Raw genomic sequence first — 22,215 nt, 5'->3', positions numbered from 1 at the left:
GCCCTTGTTTTTTCTGGGTACTGTCGGCACTAATTAGTACAAGGGTTTTAAATCTTCATAAACTCCGATCACCTCTCTATATGAATCACTTTCCGTCAATGTAATTTTCCGGTTACCGTCTATCTTAATATAGGACGGTCTTTCATAAGGGTACTTGGCCGGAATTTTTACAAAGTCATTACCTGCATACCACTTTTTCATTTCTCTGACAACCTCTGTAATAAGTATATCGGATGCATAAGTCTTATCAAAAACACTCACATCGGCATAACTGAACCTAACCTTCAATTTCTTTACAAAAGGTTCTTTAAAAACTGGCGAAAAAACCAAGTTCACCGGTTTCTTATAACCTTCATTAATTTTTATGAAAATCTCATAATTGCTATTTCCGTTAAAAATGCCTTTTTTGTGCATTTCATTACAGTGTTCATGAAACTGCCCTTGTGTCATCTTAAAATGAATACCATAGAAAATACTGTCTACTTGCTCTTCTTTTCTTAGTTCTTCTTCCATTATCCGTTGACTGTCGAGCATTGCATCTGCATACCTGTTTTCATTTCTATCTTTGCATCCAGATAGGGACACCAGACCATATATGGCCAAAACGAGTATTATTTGTTTCCGTATTTTCATCTTAGCGGTATCACTTTAATTGAATCGTTGTTTCTTGCTACGAGCAAATATTTTTCTCCATTAACGGACAAGCTGTTAAAATCCCTTACCTGACCGGCAATTTCGAGTTTACCCCCTTTCGGGGTAAGCGCCGTAAATTTTCCATTCCCATTATTTTGTAATGTAACGCCCTGTGTAGCTGCATACATACCCGTTTGTGGCTTTGCCTTAAACTGATTACCCCCCATTACAAGATCCATATCACCATCATTGTCCAAATCGGAAACATGTATGGCATATGTGGGCGCCAATTGGGCTCGAAAAGGCATTTTTTCTTTTCTATAGTTACCATCATCGTTCCAAAAAACACATGTACCTGTTTCATACACCTGATATTGAATAGAATTTTTCAATTCATTTTTTGTAAAAATATCCGCAATGGTCTCTTCTTTGTACGCATTATGCTTCAGGTACTTTTTAAGTAAATAAGGCAATTGTTTGGTTATCTCTTTCTTTAAAATAACAGGATGCGCTTTTTCTCCCGTATAGGTTGTGATTATCTGTTCTATACTTCCATTTTTGTCAAAATCGTTTACGAACATTTCGACGGGCCTGTCTTCTGAAGCCTTAAAAATCGTATTCTCGCCCATGTTTCCCACAATCAGGTCTTGGTCTCCATCATTATCTAAATCAGCAGCTTCAATGGTGTTCCAAAAACCATTTGACCCCAAGAAACCATTATTCGAGGACCGTTCTTCCATAATACCCTCATTATTGATTAATAGTTTTATCGCCATCCATTCCCCAACAACTATAAGATCAGAATCTCCATCGCGATCCACATCGGTCCACACAGCATCGGTTACCATTCCAATGTCCGTTAAAGTCGGAGCCTTGCTATCGGTTACATTGGTAAAATGACCGGTACCATCATTTTCCAAGAGATAGCTAGATGCCGGTATGCCGTACATACCCGGAATAAAACGGCTTCCAAAGAAAAGATCTTGATCACCATCGGCATCGTAATCGGCCGATATAATAACCGAAGTAGCTGTAGGTCTTACCGTTGGCAAAACCTGATTTGATTTCGCAAAATGACCGGTACCATCATTAAGATATAATCGATCGCTAAGTGCAAACGCATCGGAAGAAAACTCATACCCCCCGCTAGCTACCAAAAGATCATTATCTCCATCATTGTCCACGTCCACAAAAACGGCATGTTGATCTTCCGCTCCTTTATAGGCAGTCATTAAACCTTGATCGGTTTTTTTGAAAACAGCTGCTTCTTGTACGAACAAAGCTCCATTTTGCCCCTTTGCACCACCAATATAGCAGTCATCCAACCCGTCTCCATTAATATCGGCAACGGCAATCTTGGGCCCTTCATTGGAGCGCATGTGAAACAACATATTGTCCTTGTCAAAATCAATAAATTCGTTTTCTTCGTGAACAAACATCAAATTAAGGGCTTTGGCGGCTTCTATTCTTTCATTTGGTTCCGGCGTCTTATTTATTCTTACCTTTCTTTCGCTGTCTTCTGATTGCGTAATGGTCCAAGACCGATCGGCCGAAATATTTTTTTGAACAAGAACATCCCCATCGGGCCACATAATTTTTAAAGTATCTATCTTCTTATGATCTCCCAAACCAATATGTAATCTGTCATCTACGGTAGACATGGACCCTTTCATAGGGTATAACTCTTCAAAATACAACTTGCCATTTGACCATAATGACACCTGTGCACCTATTGCCGTACCTCCATTTCTATTTTTTAAAAGAAGGCTTACATAATGGTTTTCCGTTTTTAACTGATTGTTTTCGTAGACAAAGGGCTGGCTGTTTATGTTATTGACCACCAAATCCAAATCTCCATCATTATCAATATCGCCGTATGCCGATCCACTAGAAAACGAAGCTTGACCAAGCCCAAAAACTTCAGCTACATTCGTATAGGCCATATAACTGGTTTGCTGGTACAAATGGTTAGAAATAGGTTCTGAAGGCATATTATCGAGCAGCTCCTTCATTACCTGGCCTTTTTCTTTAAGAATTTCCCTTAGTTTTTGGGGATTATCATAATAATCTAAATAATCTTGGTCCAATAGATCTTTTCCAATTCCATTGGTTATAAAAATTTCTTTATTTCCATCATTGTCAAAATCGACCATTTGAACACCCCAGCTCCAATCACTGGCATGAACCCCGGCATATCTTGAAATTTCGCTAAAACTTACTTTATTACTATCGAACGACCTACCGTTATTTAATTGAAAGGTATTTCTAGGAAATTGATGATGGTAGCCATTTTTAACTTTTAGGGCATATTTGTCCCAATTATCAAAAACGGTCTTGGTCTTTAGTCTAGATTCGTCATCGGGGAGCATTTCGGTCACAAAAATTTCTGGATACCCATCGTGGTCCATATCTGAAATATCCACCCCCATCGACCCCAAACTAATTTCACTTGTCAATGTATCTATAGATTCCTTAAAAGTGCCATCTCTTTGGTTTATATAGAGATAATCTTTTTCAAAAAAATCATTGGCCACATATATGTCTGGCCAACCATCACGGTCAACATCACCTACACCGACCCCTAAGCCATAACCAATGGCACTACTGTATATTCCTGCATCTGTGGTTACATCCACAAAATATCCCGATTCATTCTTATAAAGTTTATTTCCCCCACCTGGATCTTTTTTGTTTCGCATACCTTTTTTACTATCGACTATTACATCTGATGGGTTGTGGGAATTGTTTGAAAGGTACATGTCAAGGTCGCCATCTCTATCATAATCGAAAAAAACGGCATGTATTGAAAACCCCAGGTCGTCGATACCATATTCTTTTGCAGATTCTACAAATGTGGGTAATCCGTTACCATCTAACCCCAGGTTAATAAAAAGCTCATTGCGTCTATTGGGATCTTCAAGACGGCCGCTTTTACAGACATAAATATCTTTCCATCCATCCCCATTTATATCGACAATGCTTACACCTGTTGCCCATGAACCCGAACTTCGAATGCCAGCATGGTCCGACACATCCTTAAAATTAAAATCACCATCCCCTATGTACAATCTGTTATCTGTTTGATTACCGCACAAAAACAGATCAAGGTTACCGTCATTTGTCAGATCTGCCAAGCCTACGCCCGCTCCGTTATAAAAGCTTTTAAAGAGATAGGCGTTAAAATCTTCTGTATAGGTAAGTGTGTTCTTAAAATCGATTCCTATTTTAGAATTATCCAACAAACTGAATTTCAATTCATTCTTAACACATGAACTGCACATAATTATGCATAACGATATGTTTAAGAATCTTGACATCATACGCTTATTGAAGATTTTATATTAAATTTTTCTTTTTCTAAAGGACGGCATTCTACACATAGGCTTCGTTACATGGGTTTTGTAACCTATGTTGCCCTCTTGGTATATGAAACAATAGGTGGTTTATAATAGCCACCCTTGTCAATTACCCGTTCACAATAAAATGGAGGCTCGTTTTAATCTAATTCTTGTAGAGACAATAAAGGAATCCCCGAAAAGGATTCCCCTATTCGTCTTTACTAACTAAAACAAACTAACAAAACTTATACTGTTGTTATATCTACTGATATGCCAACAAACTAAAAACCTGTATTTTGAACCAATTCAGGATTAGAGTTCAATTCATTTTCCGGTATTGGGTACCATCTATTTTTAACATCCGGAACATACGTATCGCCTGGTGCGGCAGGATCGGACGATTTCCAGTTCCATTCGTCTTCCCAATGACCAAAACGTATAATAATAGGACGTGCGCGACCTTCTAAGGCCAACTCATGTCTATACTCTTGATAAAGATCATCTTCGGTCAAGGCCCCCAATGTTGGCAGACCTGCCCGATCCCTAATTTGATTGACCAAACTTAAAGCTTCTACGCTACCATTATCTAAACGCCATAGGGCTTCCGCTCTAATCAAAATCGTTTCTGCATATCTGAAAATGGGAAAATCATTATTGGAACCTGTTCCAACATTTGTACCTACTTCGTACTCATATTTTGCCATTCTTGCCCCTTCTCGGTACAATATCATATCTTCTGCCCTGCCAGATTCATCTCTCATAATAGGGTCTGGATTCGGCATGATCACAATACCACACGCCAATTTCAACTCTTCTGGAGAAAGGTCTGCGGCCGTTTGCCCATCTTCAAGTTCTGGAAAACCCCAATGTGCCCTCTCAACATTCGTAAGAATATTATAGTCTTCACCACAATCGGTGATTTCATATTCCTCTTTTGGGTTACTGTAGAGAAACCCTAACGTAGCATCCCATATTGGGCCGGCATCCTTTGTGTATTGCTGACCGGTAATGAACATACCTCTTCTATTATCGTTCTCGTCAAAAGAATTATAAAAATCCCCTTGTACGGAATAACCTCCCCATGGTTGTGATGCCAAGCCAAAAGTAGGACTCGAAGATTGGTGTAAAGTAGCATGTGCAATACTGTTATCTATTTGATTTCTCTCGTAAGGGATTACCAAGATATTCTCAGAAGAGCCTTCATTTGATATCATAAAATTGGAAAAATATCCTGATTCAAGAGAATAGTCACCAGTATCGATAACTTCTTGTGCGGCGGCGGCGGCCTCTGCCCATTTTGCAGAAACGCCATATCTTTCCGCATTAATATATAATGTGGCCAGTAACATATTACCTGCCGCACGGTTCATCTTGGCATATGTAGTTTGATCTTTACTAGGGTTAAGATCAGGTATGGCCGCCAACAATTCTTCTTCTATTACAGCGAAGGCCTCGGCGGGAGACACTTGTGAAGGTGTCGGGTTGGCTTCCGCAAAACGTAATTCGACAGGAATATTGCCATAAGTATCCATGCCCGCCCATAGATAAAGAGCTCTTAAAGCACGTAATTCTGCAATTGCCGTATTTTGATCGGTATCCAATCCTTCTAAAAACTCTATCAATCTATTGCAGGTAGCAACACCGGAAAAAGCAATGCCCCAAACACCACCGACCCAATTATCGTTAGCCCTAAAATTATGGGACATAATATCGGTATTGGTTCCCCAACCATCGTTAGACCTAAGAGGGTTCGCCATTTCGTCCGTCATCATACCTTGCTCTTGCACAAACTGGCCGAACCATCCATTTAACGAACTATAGGCAGAAGATGTAAAAGCAATTAACTGTTCATCATCCTCAAAAAAGTTCTCTGGCCTTATCTCACTGTAAACTTCAGGCTCTAGCTCACAAGACTGCATACAGGAAAACCCTAATATCGCAATCAATATTATCTTAAATTTTTTCATCGCTATATTATTTCTTTATGTTCTATAAATTAAAATGTAATATTCAACCCTAGAGTCAAGGTTCGTGTGGGTAGAAAAGTGGTATACCTATCAATGCCGGGAAACAGTAGATCACCACTAAAACTATTACCTCTTCTGCCCTCTGCAGAGCTCGAAGGATCAAAATACCTAACTTCTGGATCGGCGCCTTTGTATCCTGTAAATGTGGCCAAGTTCTGTCCAGTAGCAAAAATCCTTAAACTCTGAAATGGCGAGTTCTTAAAGGTTGGCAAGGTATACCCTAAAGTAAGGTTATCTATTTTCACAAAAGATGCATCTTCCACATATCTTGTACTGTAATGAGGCACCGTGATACTTTGATCAAACTCACCTTCGGTAACCAAGATATTTCTAATAGCGATACCAGATACATTTTCGTAGGCAGCTCTTGATTCATTGACCAAACTATGTCCAAAAGTTCCCCTCAAAAATATATTCAAATCAAAATTTTTATATCTAAAAGTGTTGGTAAGACCTACAAATAAATCAGGTAGGGCATCACCTACATTTACGGCCTCATCTTCAAAGTCCGCAGCATCAAAAACAGCTTCAGTACCATCTTTTAATAAAACAATTGGATCACCATTAGCTTCATAACGTACAAAAGGCTGGGCATATATTTGCCCTATCTCTTCTCCCTCTTCTGTACGAACGGGCTGAACATTCCCTATAGCTACGGCGCCCTCTAGCCCCCTACTTCTTAAAATTGTCTGTGAAGATTCTGCATTAAATTCTATTAGTTTTGTCTTCGCGTTGGATAGATTAGCATTTACGGTCCAATCAAAATTTTCTTTCTTTATAACCTCATAAGTCAATTGCACCTCTATACCTGTTGTTTCCAACTCCCCTACATTTCTAAGTTGAGAGCTCACAGCATTTGGTGGAGATGGTACATTAACAACATTCAACAAATCTGAGGTGTTTCTCTTAAAATAATCGACCGACCCTGAAAGTCTACGGTCGAATAAGGCAAAATCTGCACCTAAGTTGAATTCTGCTTTTTCCTCCCATTTTAAATCAGGATTTGCACCTGTAGCAGCAGTTACCGCCGAAATAAACTCACCGTTCGCAAAACCACCGGACGAAAGCCTTAATGTACTTAGGTAGCCAGTAAAAGTATTGGGCAAAGTACCTGTTATCCCATATCCTGCCCTTAACTTTAATTGATCTATGGGCAAATCGAACATCCGAGCTACATCGGCACCACCACTGATCGCCCAAAAATCTCCCCATCTATTGTTGGTACCAAATCGTGAAGAGCCCTCTCTACGATAGGTCATAGACAAAAATGCGGCATCTTTATAGTTAAAGTTCGTTCTAACAAAATAGGCATTGGATATAGACTCTTGTTGACTAGACCCTACATAATTCTGAGGTTGTGCGGAATTAGATTCGGCCGACACCACTCCGGTTCTATTTATTCCCTGACCGGCAGCTAAATTATTATACGAAAATTCGTCGGTAATAAAATCGGTATTCGAAGCAATCGCCGATTGAATGTTTTCATTGTTCCACGACTGGCCCAATATAACCTTATAACTAAGGTCCCCTGTTCCTCCACTGTAGTTTAAAGTAGCATCGAACTGCTGGTACTTATTGTCTGAAGTGGCACGTCTGGCCCATCCATTGACCAAGGCACCTCCCCATAGAGCATCTCTTTTAGAATATTCGCCCACTAAATCCGTAGACCTTTGCAAGGTGTAGCTTCCTGAAAAAGAGAGTCCTTTTACAATTTTTAAATCGGCACCGATATTCATCACCTGCCTGTTCAGATCCCTATCCCTTACATTTTGGTCGTTGATAGCTACCGGATTGTAACGATCTTGATCTTGGGTCTCAAAATAAGTACCGTCGGGGTTGTATACGGGAGCAGTCGGGTTAAAATATATTGCTTGTGACAAAGAATGTTGAAATCCTTGAGATTCTCCTCTAGAAGTCGTGGCCAACGTGGCAAATATATTTAGGTTATCGTCAAAGAATTTTTGGGATATTCGCAATCTAGCGTTCAATTGTTGAAATTCGGCAGAATTTACGATTACACCTTTTACATCTCTATAGTTCACAGAAGCCCTGTAGTTCATACCGCCCGATGAACTTCCGGAATAGGAAAGATTATGAATTTGAGAAACTCCTGTTCTTGTAACTTCATCCAGCCAAACGGTTTCAGCACCCAAGTCTTGACCTCCTAAAGAAAGATACTCGCTTGCAGAAGCTATTTCTGGAGATTCTGAAATATCCTCGAATGAAAACTGGGTATTGTATTGAAGAACCGGTTTTTGATCGGCTCCCTTACCTGATTTGGTAGTAACAAGTATTACACCTGCACTTGCCCTTGCCCCATAGATCGCTGCTGCCGAAGCATCTTTCAATACTTCTATCGATGCAATATCGTTAGGGTCAAGAGCATCTAATGCTCCTCCTAAAATACCATCTATAACCACAAGAGGGGAGGCATCTCCACTAATCGTATTCACCCCTCTTAACCTTACGGTAAAAGGTTGGTTGGGGTTACCGCCTGCACGACCTACCTGTAGGCCGGCTACCTTACCTTGCAAAAGTTGTACTGGATCACTAACATTTCCTTTATTGAACTCCTCTGCCTTAACACTTACTACAGAGCTAGTAATCTCTTTTCTTTTCTGAGTACCGTACCCTACAACGACCACCTCGTCTAACTTGGCAGCATCTTCCTTTAATACTACATCTACAACATTGCTCCCGTTTACGGCCATCTCTACGGTTAAAAAGCCAACATAGGATATTACTAGAACGGCATTCTGATCTGCCACCTGTAATGCGTAATTACCATCGAAATCAGTTTGAACCCCATTTGATGTACCTTTCTCGACAATACTTGCACCAGGTAACGGAACACCGTCTTCGTCGAGTACAGTTCCAGATACGGAAAACTGTATTGCAAGGTCTCTATATTCATCTTGTTTGTCTATAATTTGGGGCTTTTCCTTTCTTTTTAGAATAATATGTGTGTCTACAATCTTGTAATACACATTATCGCCCGAGAACATTTTTTTAAGAATGTCCTCAATTTTCTCCTTTTTTGCGTGGATACTTACCTTTCTATTTAAATTAAGGTCACTCTTGCTATAAAAAAAGTTGAATTCGGAGACCGATTCCACCTCTTCGATAACCTTGATCAAGGAAACATTATTCACATCAAGGGTAATCCTTTCTTGAGAATATGTTGACCCCGCCTTTATCTGAAAAGTTACTACCAGGATAAACAAGAGTGAAAACTTCATTTTTAATCCAATTTTTGGAAAGATACGACCCCATTTTTCTAATGAGTCAATTAGTTTTTTCATAATTTTGATTTGATTTTGGTTGAATTGCGACTTAAATCATTTTTTTATCGGAAAGTGTTGGCGCACTTTCCGATTTTATTATTCGTTCACCTTTGTTTCATAGGCAGTTGTTTTTGGTTTCTCGCTGGTTGGCAAGGGTTATTTACTTTTTCTCGGTTATAATTATCTTATCTCCATTTACCTTATATATAAACGGAGTATGTTCTTGACAGATCTTAAGTATATGGTCTAAAGATTCTTGACTGTTAAAAGAACCTGTATACTTCTTATTGCTAATTTTCGGATACCTATTTTCTATCTCAACATCAAAATGCCTTTCTAGCTCCTTAATAATCAGATCAAAGCGATCGTCCTCGAACATTAACCGACCTTCTTTCCAAGCTATGTACTTGTCTACATTTACCACGTCTACAGCTATTTCATCATTCTCGAACACTGCTCGTTGTCCCGGTACTATTGTCATTGGCTTGCTAGCTTCCTGATTGTTGGATTTATAAACTCCCACACTACCTTCAATCAGAACTGTAGATGTATTACCCTCGTTCTTATAACTTGATACATTGAACTCGGTTCCGTATACCTGGGTGTTCATCTCATCGGTTATTACCGTAAAAGGCCTGTCCTCATCTTTTTCGACAGAAAAATATGCCTCTCCATCAAGGTATACGTTTCTGGGCATGTCGTTTAAAAAATTAACGGGATACCTTAATTTAGACCCTGAATTCATATAAACATATGACCCATCCGATAGTTTTATCTCGAATTTTTTACCGTAAGGAACTATAAGTTCGTTATACTTCAAGATTTGCGAACTATCCTCCTCCTTCTCGTACAATAAGGCTCCTTTTTCCTGTTTGACTACAATTTCTCCTTTTCCATTGGCCAACGCTCTGGAAGAATCTTCATCCAATACTTTCAACGTACCATCTTCGAGTTTAAGCGTAATTTGAGATGGATCATCAACAACTAAAGTTTCTTTGGGTTCAAAAAACCCTATTAAATAAAGACCTAACCCCGTAGCCAATAATCCTACAAACACTGCTGCTACCTTTAAAAAGGTATGTTTAGTTTTGTTTTGAGACCGTTTCGGCACATGAATTCTATGCTGCCCGTCGGTTTTTCTCTCCACTATATTCTGCCACATACCGTTAAAATCATCTTCGGAAAGTTTATCATCATCAAAATCCATAAGACGAACAAGTCTAAGCGCCTTTTCCACATCCTCTCTCTTTTCCTCATGCTCAGAAAGCCATTTTTCCCAAAACATGTTCACCATATAATCGTCCTCGAATACCCATCTTTGAAAATATTCATCATTGACGAAATCCTCTACTGTAAAATTTATATACTTCATTTTACTCTATTAATCACAAATTGGAATTACTTCTTCCTATATACTAAGAGTCATTATTTGCAGGATTACTTAAAAAAAGATTCCTTTTTTTTAAGCCAAGAGAAAAATAATACATCAAAACATTCTAACAGTATGATTGTTAGATATTTGTGTAAATAAAAAATAAAAACGAATATTATGAACAAGCGACCATGATGGCCAAAAATGTGGACAAATGATTTTTTAAGAACTTGATGGTATATGCCATTAGATTGTAAATGGCTTTCCTGTCCATGGACATGATTTCCGAAATTTCATCATAACTTAAGTGTGCATAGAACTTTAGGTGGATGATTTCCCGTTGCTTGTCGTTAAGCTTGGCCAATGCCCTTCTCAACTCTTGGCGGTCCTCCTCAAAACGTTGTTTTTCTATAAGGCTTATTTCCGCCGAAGGCACCTGCCCGCAAATACTTTCCGCCATTTCTTCGGAGCTGTACAACTTTCTTTCCTTAACGACCTTGGCAAGAAGTTTTCTTCTGATCGAACTATAAAGATATGATTTGATGGACCTTACTTCGCCCAGCCTTTCTTTTGAATTCCATAACTCTACGAACAAATCTTGTATGGCGTCCTTTACAACTTCCTTACCGCCTACCAACTTTAGACCATAACCATATAGTTTGTCGGCATTGTTCTTATATATTTTGGAAAGAGCCAGCTCATCGCCCATTTTAAACTCTTCCCATAATTGAATATCGGAGATTTCTTTTGTTCTTAGACTATTATCCACATCACTTTTAACATGCTTTTCAACATTAAAATCAACCGTCCTATAATGTGGAAACTGTGCCATCTAAAAAATTAACAAACTACATATTAACATTACCTTAACAATAAATATATCATTATTTATCATAAAACAATCAATAATATGAAATAAATAAGATGATTTTTTCAATACCTAGCAAACATGTAAACCATTTCTTTCATTATTGATAGAATACACCCCGTTTCCACCAAAAAAGATCATATTACATGAAGCATATATCCTTCCCTAAAGCCAGACCCCTCGATTAATTCATTAATTACAAATAAGGGTTTAAGATATTGCCTACAAAAACAAAAACCCATAATTACAATATGGGCCATGCTCTATTATTCATGTTCTTATTCTACAAAAAGCCTCAAAAGACTTATAACCAAGTCGTTCCGGTTTTATTTATTGAATCTTATTTTTCACAAATTTACTAGCCGGAGCGTGATCAAAACCGGAACAATTAATGAGAACAACATCTTCATCCAACTCCTATTTTTTATCGATGCTATATTTCAAATTATCATTTCTATCTATAATACGAGCATAGAAAGCAAAGCCTCCAAAATTATTTTCGGCCTTTACCATAAGCTTGTTCCAACCTTTTTTCAAAGGTAGATCAATAACATCTTGATCAGGGGAAGCGATTCTCACTTCCAGAAAACGATATAACTCTTCGTTGTTCAAAAACACCTTTGCACCATCGTCGCTTCCAATAAGCATTGGAACAGTCTGATCAGTGGGAGAATAAACATAAGTTAAGGCATAAACAACTATAAATTCATAAGGTTTAAAGTGCTCCCAAAGATTCATACCGTAGCCTCCCTTTTCTCCAGAAATTTTTTGCCAAGACACTTTCTGGCCTTCGGCACCTATATATGTAGCCGTAAAATCTATTTCTTTTTCGGGCGGATAGATACTATCTAAGCCAAACCTTAAATAATCGGATTCTCTAGGATTAGGAAAAGGGCCTATTACGTTCCATTCAGGAATATAGGTTCTTTTTGGGGTGAGCAGTATGGCGTCTACCCCCAGTTTGTTCCCCTTAGATTCGGAAGCTTTACCTATACTTTTAAAAGCTAGAACAATACTGTCATTTTCTGGTTTTACATTATTCAATTCAACTGCCGGTGCCGGAGCGATTTGAGGTCTATAACCATCAAACCCAATTTTATTAACATCTTTATAGCTCATTTCTACAGTACCGTATTCCGGCCCCTGGGTCATATATACCTTTAGATTATATTCTTTTTCGATTGCATTTGGGATTACAATCTTTATTTCATCCTCATCTTTAAAACTGACACTAAGTTGATTTTCACTGCTCCAGTCACTTCCATAATCTGACATATCCTCTACCTCATAACCAGCTCCTTTAACCACAAGTGTTTCGGCTTCAACGGCCCCATTTGGAACAGGACGCCTCAAAGGAATACGCAACCCCGGTTTTTTGATGGGAAAGAATTTTTTGTGGGGTTCTTTTTGGTACCAATATGCCGTAGTACTAAAATCTACAGCCTGTTCATTTGCATGGCCATGCTCCAAAGTCACTTTAATAGAATCTTTAAAAGGAATAGGATCCATGATGTGATGTCTGTAAGCGGTAACCCTACCTATAGAATCCATATGTACCAAGCCATGATAAGGCGCATCGAATTCACCATCCTTAAAATACCATCCACTGGTAAAATAATCTTCCAGTCCCGTTCCATAAGTGGAAGGTTCCTTCTCGCCATCAACATAGATCATTTCATCACCTTCTAAATAAAAGAGGCTCTTATTATAAGGTTGTCCGTTAAAATTGAGTCCTACAAAATGACCTTTGCCCTCGGCCTCCAGTACCTTGTAATTTTCTTCATAGTCCGTACGAATATCTCGATTCCACTGAGCATGAAAATAGGCTGTATTTTCTGGCAATTCACTTTCCAGTTTATGATAATTCACCTGATAATAAAAAGCGAAAATTTCTTCTCCGGTTTCATTCACCACCTCTATACGTGCATTTTTATTAAAAGGCATCGGAAAATAAGAGTAATATCCTCCGCTGGACATACCTACATATTGGGGAGTATGATGTTTATATTGAAAGCCACTACCAAAAAAGTCACCTACAGGCACCTCAACAGAAGGATTTTCTTCATCATCCCAGTACATCCGGATCAATATTTTTCTTAAAAAATGTGGATCACGAGAATCGATGGTTATCCATATACGCGATATTATACCTGGGCCATCAATATTGACAATTTCGGCAGTTTTTCCTGCATGAATATTTATGCGATCATTATTGCCTCCAGTAGTATCATAGCTAGACACCTGATACATCTTACTATTTTTCAGGGTAGGCAAATGTCCTGGGTCCAAATAGTTGGCTATTGAAGCTTGTTCCTCTCTTTTGCAGGAAGAAAGTGCTATAATCAGGCATAGAATACTTATTGTTGATCTAAACATTATAAAGGTCTTATCTTTTAGTATTTAAGAGCAGTAACTTTTAAGATTACTTAAAAAAGATTCCTTTTTTTAAAGAGAAGAGAAAAACAACACAAAAAAATATGGTCTAACAATTTGATTATAAGATATATGAAACAAAAAAATAACGAATATTATGAACAAGCGACCATGATGGCCAAAAATGTGGACAAATGATTTTTTAAGAACTTGATGGTATATGCCATTAGATTGTATATGGCTTTCCTGTCCATGGACATGATTTCCGAAATTTCATCATAACTTAAGTGTGCATAGAACTTTAGGTGGATGATTTCCCGTTGCTTGTCGTTAAGCTTGGCCAATGCCCTTCTCAACTCTTGGCGGTCCTCCTCAAAACGTTGTTTTTCTATAAGGCTTATTTCCACCGAAGGCACCTGCCCGCAAATACTTTCCGCCATTTCTTCGGAGCTGTACAACTTTCTTTCCTTAACGACCTTGGCAAGAAGTTTTCTTCTGATCGAACTATAAAGATATGATTTGATGGACCTTACTTCGCCCAGCCTTTCTTTTGAATTCCATAACTCTACGAACAAATCTTGTATGGCGTCCTTTACAACTTCCTTACCGCCTACCAACTTTAGACCATAACTATATAGTTTGTCGGCATTGTTCTTATATATTTTGGAAAGAGCGGCTTCATCGCCCATTTTAAACTCTTCCCATAATTGAATATCGGAGATTTTAGCCTCGTGGGAAATATCTTCTTGCACCGAAAGACCAATCCTATCCTCATTAAAATCAAACCGCTTATATTTAGTACTTTCCCCCATCTTATCCCACACTGCAATATGTTAACAAAACATTTTATTAACAATAAATATAGGTTTTTTCAAACAAACACCTGTTTAATTTAAATAAAAGAAGAATTAAACTTAATGTATTATCATTTTATTAATACAGTATTTAAACTTAAAGTATATCCAATTAAATATATATGATAGTGACAAGGCATACCTACTCCGCTAATATGAAATACCATTATACACCTATGTAGGTTTTATGAGAAGACGAAAACTTTTAAGATAAGACCAATAGCACCAATCAATTATCGGTTCATATATTATTTTAGATTTGAACACAACAATAGTTTCATTCATTATCTGATATAAAACCATGGCACTACCGTTAAGTTCACCAATTCAGTTACCGAACGGTCTTAGATTTGGTACTAAAATGAGAAAAGATATAAAACAAAAAAACCAAGACTTTCGTCCTGGTTTTTTCTTGTACTCGAGGTGGGAATCGAACCCACACTCCAAAGGAACTGGATTTTGAATCCAGCGCGTCTACCAGTTCCGCCACTCGAGCATTTCAAATTGGAATGCAAAATTAAAAAATATTTTGTTTTCTACACCAAAAAATTCAACAATTATCCTTTAGGGAGCCAAATTAATTTCTAAATTTGCACCTCCTTAGAAAACAGCGACTTCCGAGCGCAAACTTTGGAGGTCTAAATTATAATATAAAAAAAGTCATGTCGTACCAAGTCCCAGAACCTAAAATTTTCACCTGTACACAGAGTACGTCTTTAGGAGAAAAAATAGCAAAGGCATATGGAACGGAACTGGGCAATGTAATTTTCTCTCGCTACAGTGATGGCGAGTTTCAACCTTCTTTTGAAGAATCTATTAGAGGCACCAGGATATTTATTATAGGTTCTACCCATCCTGGTCCCGAAAATTTAATGGAGATGTTGTTGATGATCGATGCTGCCAAAAGAGCATCTGCCAGACATATTACAGCGGTAATGCCCTACTTTGGATGGGCCAGACAAGACAGAAAAGACAAACCAAGGGTACCTATTGCGGCAAAATTAGTGGCCAAGATGTTGGAAACGGCAGGTGCCACAAGAATTATAACCATGGATCTGCATGCAGACCAAATTCAAGGATTCTTTGAAAAACCGGTAGATCATTTGTTCGCATCTACTTTGTTCTTGCCCTATCTTAAAAGTCTTGGGTTACCGAACCTGACCATTGCCTCACCGGATATGGGCGGATCAAAAAGGGCTTATGCCTATTCAAAGGCATTGGATTGCGATGTAGTGGTATGTTATAAGCAAAGGGCAAAAGCCAATGTTATTTCACATATGGAACTTATTGGTGATGTACAGGGAAAAAACGTCGTATTGGTAGATGACATGGTAGACACGGCAGGCACACTTACGAAAGCCGCCGACCTAATGATGGAAAGAGGCGCCGCAAGCGTAAGAGCCATTACCACCCACGGGTTATTGTCCGGTAATGCCTATGAAAAAATAGAAAACTCAAAACTAACGGAACTGATAATTACCGATTCTATTCCGATTGAGATAAAAAGTGATAAAGTAAGGGTATTAAGTTGCGCAGACCTATTTGCCGACGTGATGCACAAAGTACATAACAACAACTCTATTTCCTCAAAATTTTTAATGTAGATAAAAGGAAATACAATTCAGAATTATTAATTTTTAATATAAATAATGAAGTCAATTACAATTAAAGGATCAGAAAGAGAAAGCGTGGGCAAAAAGTCAACCAAAGCCCTACGTAATGCTGGAAAGGTTCCTTGCGTGGTATACGGAGGGGATAAGCCATTACATTTTTCAGCAGATGAACTAGCGTTCAGAGACTTGGTTTACACTCCAAATGCACACACAGTTGCAATTGAGTTGGAAAACGGGGTTACAGTAAAAGCCGTAATGCAAGACATTCAGTTTCACCCTGTTACGGATAGAATTCTACATATCGATTTTTATCAGTTATTCGATGACAAACCTGTTACCATGAACATTCCTGTGAGATTACAAGGTAACTCACCAGGTGTTAGAAATGGTGGTAGATTATTGTTCAGAAAAAGAAAATTGGCCATCAAAGCTTTACCGGACAAATTACCGGATTTCTTTGACGTGGATATATCCAAATTAAAAATTGGTCAGAACATTGCCGTTTCTAGTCTAATGAACGACGATTTTACGATCATGCATCCAGAAACTACAACTGTTGTACAAGTTAAGACAGCTCGTGCCGCAATTATTACGGATGACGATGAGGATGAAGAAGCAGAAGGAGGAGCAGAAGCTCCAGCAGAAGAAGCTGCTCAAGAATAATTCAAGTATTTACAAAAGCAAAAAGCATCCCAATACCAAGTATCGGGGTGCTTTTGTATTTTTAACGGATAAAAGATTTGATGTATGGTAACACTGCTTAAATCATTATTCGGTTTCCAGAAAACTGTTCTAAAAGAAAACGATTCTATGAAGAAATTTTTAGTGGTTGGCTTAGGCAATATAGGCGATGAATACACAGAGACCAGGCACAACATAGGTTTTAAAGTTTTAGATTTTCTTGCAACACAAAAAGACCTAACATTCGAAACGGCAAAACTTGGCGACATTACCACATATAAATTAAAGGGAAGAAGTATTCTTTGCCTAAAACCATCCACCTACATGAACCTGAGTGGTAAAGCGGTGCGATACTGGTTAGAGAAAGAAAAGATTCCTTTAGAAAACCTTCTGGTTATAACGGACGATATTAACCTTCCTTTTGGAACGATCAGAATAAAAACCAAAGGAAGCGATGGTGGCCATAACGGTCTGAAGGACATTCAAAATATACTACAGACCACCAAATACAATAGATTTAGATTTGGAGTAGGTGCCAATTTCGGAAAGGGAAGACAAATAGAATATGTTTTAGGACAATGGAACGATGAAGAGAACTCTAAAATGGAAGAACGCCTAAAAAAGAGCATAGAAGCTATTGATTCTTTTGTATTGGCCGGAATCGCCAGAACTATGAACCAATTCAACGGCAGTTAAACGCTTCTACAACACCACAAAGCTATATACCCCCGAACTTGTTGCATTCCCCTCTGCGTCTTTGGTGACAACGCTCCAATAATAAACGGCGCCAGAATCAACATCCACCTTTAAGGTGTAGGTTTCGCTAGACAGCGTATTTATCAAATCTGTCGGAGGATTTACCTTAGAAAGGTATATCTCAAAAGCGGCGATATCACCATCTAGGTCCGAACCGGACCAAGACAGAGTAACATCGTTGTTAATGTCCCTGAACACCTTCTCGGACATTTTTGGAGCTAAAATCTCTGCAGGAAAAGGAGCAAACGTTGTTTGAGAACCTGCGTTGTAAAAACTCCATGTTTCACTAGAAATAGTTTTGGATGTTTGACTGTTTCTAGATCTGACCAACCACGAATACGGTTGCCCCTTGATCAAAGGTAGACTGGCACTGGTACTCGAGGTACTAACCGTCTGAACAATACCTGTATTGATATTCGTTACTCTAAGTTCATAAGTCTTTGTATTGTCGGCAAGCTGCCACCTAAACTCTACCCGACTTGTGTTTTCCCCTTGATCTACCCCAGTAGTACACTCAGAGTTTTTCTCTGGGAATATCAACAATGCCTGTCCGGGTGGCTCGGGGTTGTCTTTCTTTTTACAACCAAAGAGCCCCAAAACACAGATTAAAATTACAATGGTACGGGTCATTTTTTTATAATCTTAGTTGTTTCTATTACTCCATTACTATTGAACCTAACATAATACAAGCCAGTCGCCAACTGACTTAAATCTATGGTCATGTTAGCCCCATCCACTTGTGAAACCTCGCTTTTTATCAATCTACCATCCGCACTATAAATTGCGATGGTAACCTCTTCTTTTTGCTCGCCAAAATACACATCAACAACATCTGTAAACGGATTCGGAAAAACTACCGGGCTTTCGGACACAACAAACTCTTCCTTATACACCCCTTGGCAAGGTATATCTGTATACACCTTTAAAAAATTCACCCCTTCCTTTAGATCAAGGGTTACCTTTGAAGATTGGGTATAAGTTATGTCATTGTTCAGTTCCACATAGTAATAATCGGCCCCTTCCATATCAACAATTAACTGAGTTCCCTGCAACGAAACCTTTGAGCTAACACTTAACGGCCCTGGCTCGGTAATTACCGCCTCTAAACAAAAAGGCTCGTAAACAATTGTACCGTCAGAACCATTGATACAAATATCATAGGTGCCGGCGCTCAAGCCTGTCAGAACAAAATCGTTCGTAAAATTCTCTACCACGTTCAACCCTACACCATTTACGGTTACCTCATAATCTAAAAACACTTTTGGAGAAATCCTGATTATACCATCATTATTAGAACTACAGGTTTCGCTTTCTAAGGTTACTTTAAAATTTTCTTGCGAAAATCTATAGATCGGGCAACCGGAAGCATCTACCTCTTGCCCTAATGGTGTTCCTAAACACAGATCTTCCCCATCGTCAAAAACACCATCCTCATCCTCATCCGGCCGAAAATCCCCCTCCACACAAACCTCTAGAGAAAACGATTTTAAGCTTCCTCCATCAGAAGCGGCATTATCCTGTATTTCCAACGTCCATTCCCCCAATATAGATTCTCCATTAAAAGAACTTAACAACCCTAACGGTCGTACGGTTCCACTAATAGCCGGAGTACCCGAACACTGAAAATCGGAAGAGGCATCGTCATCGAAAATTGCGTTAATGTTTCTACTGTCTCCACATGAACTGGAAACCAACACCACTGTAGTACCAGCAGGAGAAGTAAGACTAATTACAATATCCGCCAAATACGTGTGATCTACTTCAAGATTGACGTTTAAATCCGCCAATGCCAAATCTTGATAAAAAACTACTTTAGACGTAATAGTCGGTGTACCTAAAGAAGATATTTCTATAGGTAGATTGGCAGCACTTTTAGTTTTACAATTAAACTGAATAGTGGTAAAGCTAAAAGGCGTTCCAAACGCTCCTTCCCCACAGTCGTTTTTAGGTTTAACCCTCCAAAAATATTGGGTATCGTTCAATAAAGAAGAGGGTGCATATGTATTTACCGAAACCGTAGCGGTTTCAATAATTGACGTAAAGGCAACATCCGTTGCTATTTCTACCTCATATGCCGTACTGGAAATATCAGGATCCCATTCTAACAATACATCTTTGGAGACATCCATCATACCGTCGGCAGGGGCCGTTAAAACAATCTCTGAAAAACTGGTATCATAAATATTTAATTCTAAGGGTACCGTTTTTGTAATACTATCGGATGTCGCAACCACATTGATCGGGTAATTACCTATTGCCAAATTGGTAGTACCCGAAAAAGTAATTTCTATATTGGTATCGGAGACGGAGACCGTATCCTGCGAAAAAATCGCCGTAAGGCCAGTTGGCAAAGAATCTATGCTTAAAGTACTTTCTTCCGAAAAGCCTAAATAGGTCTTATAATCAAAATTGACCACCAGGTCATCAGGTTTACAAACATCATAGCTTAAATCAGCAAAATCCAAAACCACTTTCGATTCCGCAATTGAAAAATCGGCTGCATTTATCGCAAAGAAAATATTATCCGAGGCCTTCACCATAAACCTACCTGTAGTTGTTTCTATTCCTCCCGGTATTACGATATCATAACTACCATTGTTCTCAATATTCTCTGCAACCAATGTAGGATAGGTAAGACCCCCATCGGTAGACAAATAGATATCGACGGTTTCTGAAGATACCGGTGCCATATCCGTATTGGCCACGTCCCAACTAATGGTTTCCACCTCTCCAGCAACAAATGAACTTGCAACATTTTGACTGGTAACCATAAATGGCCCCGCATCATCGGTCACTAAAACTCCTACTTCATCAGAAACCAACTGCCCACCACCTAGGGCATTGTCTCGTACCGTCAAAGAAAAATTAAGGTTACGCTCAACATTGGAAAGGGTTTCCCAGGCATCACCGACACTAGGACTCGTTTGTGTCAGGTCTCCCGACACGATTCTACTAATATCAGGAAAATATCGTTCGGGCACACTCTTTGGTGGCAAAGACCTAAAAAGAGCTCCGGTAGGACTATTCGGTCCAAAGGTCGCTTGGGTAACGATTCCATTATCTATTTGCTCCCAAGTATAGCTAAGTGCGTCACCTACATCGGGATCGGTAGCTTCTCCCGTAAGCACAAATGGAGTGCCCACCGGAATTACATAGTCTTCAACAGGAATCAAACTCGGCGGATTGTTCGTAATCGGAATTACCTCTCCGCAAGAAATAGTCTCTAAATAATCACGGATCTGAACAATACTTACATAATGAAAATAATCATCGGAATGATACGCCACATTATTTGCCCCCGTAATACCTGCATAACCCATAATAGTTGTTCCACTACCAGGTTCTACTTGAACGGCCGTACTCTCGCTTATATGTGAAAATGTATGGTTGGCCCCAAATTGATGTCCCATTTCATGGGCTACCAAATCAATATCGAACTCATCTCCTTGGGGCGTGGAAAAAGTGGTGTAGGCACTTCCTTTTCTATTATCTACACATACCGATCCTATGAAGCCCGAATTACCATCCAAGGCATTATCCTTTTGGTTGAACAAATGTCCAATATCATAGTTTTCTTCCCCGATAACACTGGTCAACGTACTTTGCGTTTGAGAACTTAGCCCACCTGTAAAGGGATCTGTATCTGGATCTGTATAGATAACCTGATCGGTATCGCCTATCAACTCTAAAGTAACCCCGATATCTCGTTCAAAAACGGCATTTACCCTGGTCAGGGTAGCATTTATGGCCGCTAGTGCGTTAGTTTTGGTGCCGCCATGAAATTCGGTATACTCCCCAGAGGCAGCTATGGCAACCCTAAACTTTCTTAAACTTTGATCATCGACCAATTTTGCCGTAGAAGCGTTTTGCACCTCTAAAACCTTTGGATTGGTCTTACATATAAAATCTATTTTTTTTGACAAACGATCTTTCGCGTTATAAACAACGTAGGTACCACTTTCCCCTTTTTCCATAAAAACGGTACCCTCCTTCTTTGGGTCCATAACCATACTCTGTATCCCTTTAGGGGAAACACTAAAAACTATGGTTCTAGAAGGGTCATCGATTCCCGTTCCTTTGTACGATTTTATATTTGGATATTTTCTCGCCAATTCTGGAGAAAAAACATTGGCCTCCACAACGTTATAGGCCTTTTCACCACCATTCTCATCAGGAAAATACACGATATTAGCACTATCTGATGTGGAAACAGTATTTAACCTTTGCCTGAAAACAACTTCGTTTAGCACAAAAGCCTTGGCTTTTGCTACATCTAATCTCTTAAGAGTGATATGTTTATCCGCATTACCCAACTCGGCACTTTTCCAGTATTTGGTCTGTGCTACCCCATAAAAGGAAAGAAATGCTATGGTAATTGAGAAAACAAGGCGTAATTTAGCAGTCATTGAGGGGCTT

General features: G+C 38.9%; 13 protein-coding genes and 1 tRNA gene. 3 read left to right on the top strand and 11 right to left on the bottom strand.

All coding sequences use genetic code 11. The features are described from left to right. Positions 1 to 33 precede the first annotated feature (33 nt). The 9 genes from J8L85_RS05050 to J8L85_RS05010 form a co-directional block, all read right to left on the bottom strand. Positions 34 to 633, bottom strand: coding sequence for a hypothetical protein (locus tag J8L85_RS05050; RefSeq protein WP_211015163.1), 600 nt, complete (start codon positions 631 to 633; stop codon positions 34 to 36). Continuing rightward, the gene (locus J8L85_RS05045) at positions 630 to 3,953 is read right to left on the bottom strand and encodes a VCBS repeat-containing protein (protein ID WP_211015162.1); all 3,324 of its coding nucleotides are present in this window, start codon (positions 3,951 to 3,953) and stop codon (positions 630 to 632) included. Before J8L85_RS05045 ends, J8L85_RS05050 begins: the two co-directional genes overlap by 4 nt. A 299-nt stretch (positions 3,954 to 4,252) precedes the next feature. Further along, the gene (locus tag J8L85_RS05040; protein WP_211015160.1) at positions 4,253 to 5,938 is read right to left on the bottom strand and encodes a RagB/SusD family nutrient uptake outer membrane protein; all 1,686 of its coding nucleotides are present in this window, start codon (positions 5,936 to 5,938) and stop codon (positions 4,253 to 4,255) included. A gap of 29 nt (positions 5,939 to 5,967) precedes the next feature. Then, entirely contained in the window at positions 5,968 to 9,300 is a 3,333-nt protein-coding gene (locus tag J8L85_RS05035; protein ID WP_211015157.1) for a SusC/RagA family TonB-linked outer membrane protein, read from the bottom strand. 142 nt (positions 9,301 to 9,442) lie between these two features. Beyond that, positions 9,443 to 10,654: a FecR domain-containing protein gene (locus tag J8L85_RS05030; RefSeq protein ID WP_211015155.1), complete on the bottom strand. Its 1,212-nt coding sequence runs from the start codon at positions 10,652 to 10,654 to the stop codon at positions 9,443 to 9,445. 175 nt (positions 10,655 to 10,829) lie between these two features. Continuing rightward, positions 10,830 to 11,486: a sigma-70 family RNA polymerase sigma factor gene (locus J8L85_RS05025; RefSeq protein WP_211015153.1), complete on the bottom strand. Its 657-nt coding sequence runs from the start codon at positions 11,484 to 11,486 to the stop codon at positions 10,830 to 10,832. A 453-nt stretch (positions 11,487 to 11,939) separates the two neighbouring features. Beyond that, the gene (locus tag J8L85_RS05020) at positions 11,940 to 13,898 is read right to left on the bottom strand and encodes a glycoside hydrolase family 172 protein (RefSeq protein ID WP_211015151.1); all 1,959 of its coding nucleotides are present in this window, start codon (positions 13,896 to 13,898) and stop codon (positions 11,940 to 11,942) included. A 152-nt stretch (positions 13,899 to 14,050) separates the two neighbouring features. Then, the gene (locus J8L85_RS05015; RefSeq protein ID WP_211015149.1) at positions 14,051 to 14,719 is read right to left on the bottom strand and encodes a sigma-70 family RNA polymerase sigma factor; all 669 of its coding nucleotides are present in this window, start codon (positions 14,717 to 14,719) and stop codon (positions 14,051 to 14,053) included. A 445-nt stretch (positions 14,720 to 15,164) separates the two neighbouring features. Next, a tRNA-Leu gene (locus J8L85_RS05010) sits at positions 15,165 to 15,245 on the bottom strand. Positions 15,246 to 15,411: 166 nt separating this feature from the next. Between J8L85_RS05010 and J8L85_RS05005 the strand changes: the two genes are divergently transcribed. From J8L85_RS05005 to pth, 3 genes are all read left to right on the top strand, one after another. Beyond that, entirely contained in the window at positions 15,412 to 16,353 is a 942-nt protein-coding gene (locus J8L85_RS05005) for a ribose-phosphate pyrophosphokinase (protein ID WP_211015147.1), read from the top strand. 45 nt (positions 16,354 to 16,398) lie between these two features. Then, positions 16,399 to 17,025 carry a 50S ribosomal protein L25/general stress protein Ctc gene (locus tag J8L85_RS05000; protein ID WP_211015145.1) on the top strand — a complete coding sequence of 209 codons (627 nt, stop codon included), beginning with the start codon at positions 16,399 to 16,401 and terminating at the stop codon, positions 17,023 to 17,025. A gap of 84 nt (positions 17,026 to 17,109) precedes the next feature. Then, entirely contained in the window at positions 17,110 to 17,739 is a 630-nt protein-coding gene (gene pth / locus J8L85_RS04995; RefSeq protein ID WP_211015143.1) for an aminoacyl-tRNA hydrolase, read from the top strand. Between the two features lie 6 nt (positions 17,740 to 17,745). On the opposite strand, the gene J8L85_RS04990 is transcribed toward pth, so the two are convergent. Continuing rightward, positions 17,746 to 18,429 (bottom strand): hypothetical protein, encoded by a 684-nt coding sequence (locus J8L85_RS04990; protein ID WP_211015140.1) that lies wholly within the window; start codon positions 18,427 to 18,429, stop codon positions 17,746 to 17,748. Then, complete coding sequence (locus J8L85_RS04985; protein ID WP_211015138.1) at positions 18,426 to 22,205, bottom strand: reprolysin-like metallopeptidase; 3,780 nt, start codon at positions 22,203 to 22,205, stop codon at positions 18,426 to 18,428. Before J8L85_RS04985 ends, J8L85_RS04990 begins: the two co-directional genes overlap by 4 nt. Positions 22,206 to 22,215: the final 10 nt, after the last annotated feature.

This window comes from Maribacter sp. MMG018, from assembly GCF_018100785.1.
Lineage (GTDB): Bacteria > Bacteroidota > Bacteroidia > Flavobacteriales > Flavobacteriaceae > Maribacter.
Note: the sequence above shows the minus strand (reverse complement) of the source record. Positions and strands in the feature narration are given on the sequence as shown.

What these genes read in the sequence shown, in the direction of transcription:
- J8L85_RS05050 (WP_211015163.1), bottom strand. Translation starts at nt 633, where the DNA reads ATGAAAATACGGAAACAAATAATACTCGTTTTGGCCATATATGGTCTG.
- J8L85_RS05045 (WP_211015162.1), bottom strand. Translation starts at nt 3,953, where the DNA reads ATGATGTCAAGATTCTTAAACATATCGTTATGCATAATTATGTGCAGT.
- J8L85_RS05040 (WP_211015160.1), bottom strand. Translation starts at nt 5,938, where the DNA reads ATGAAAAAATTTAAGATAATATTGATTGCGATATTAGGGTTTTCCTGT.
- J8L85_RS05035 (WP_211015157.1), bottom strand. Translation starts at nt 9,300, where the DNA reads ATGAAAAAACTAATTGACTCATTAGAAAAATGGGGTCGTATCTTTCCA.
- J8L85_RS05030 (WP_211015155.1), bottom strand. Translation starts at nt 10,654, where the DNA reads ATGAAGTATATAAATTTTACAGTAGAGGATTTCGTCAATGATGAATAT.
- J8L85_RS05025 (WP_211015153.1), bottom strand. Translation starts at nt 11,486, where the DNA reads ATGGCACAGTTTCCACATTATAGGACGGTTGATTTTAATGTTGAAAAG.
- J8L85_RS05020 (WP_211015151.1), bottom strand. Translation starts at nt 13,898, where the DNA reads ATGTTTAGATCAACAATAAGTATTCTATGCCTGATTATAGCACTTTCT.
- J8L85_RS05005 (WP_211015147.1), top strand. Translation starts at nt 15,412, where the DNA reads ATGTCGTACCAAGTCCCAGAACCTAAAATTTTCACCTGTACACAGAGT.
- J8L85_RS05000 (WP_211015145.1), top strand. Translation starts at nt 16,399, where the DNA reads ATGAAGTCAATTACAATTAAAGGATCAGAAAGAGAAAGCGTGGGCAAA.
- pth (WP_211015143.1), top strand. Translation starts at nt 17,110, where the DNA reads ATGGTAACACTGCTTAAATCATTATTCGGTTTCCAGAAAACTGTTCTA.
- J8L85_RS04990 (WP_211015140.1), bottom strand. Translation starts at nt 18,429, where the DNA reads ATGACCCGTACCATTGTAATTTTAATCTGTGTTTTGGGGCTCTTTGGT.
- J8L85_RS04985 (WP_211015138.1), bottom strand. Translation starts at nt 22,205, where the DNA reads ATGACTGCTAAATTACGCCTTGTTTTCTCAATTACCATAGCATTTCTT.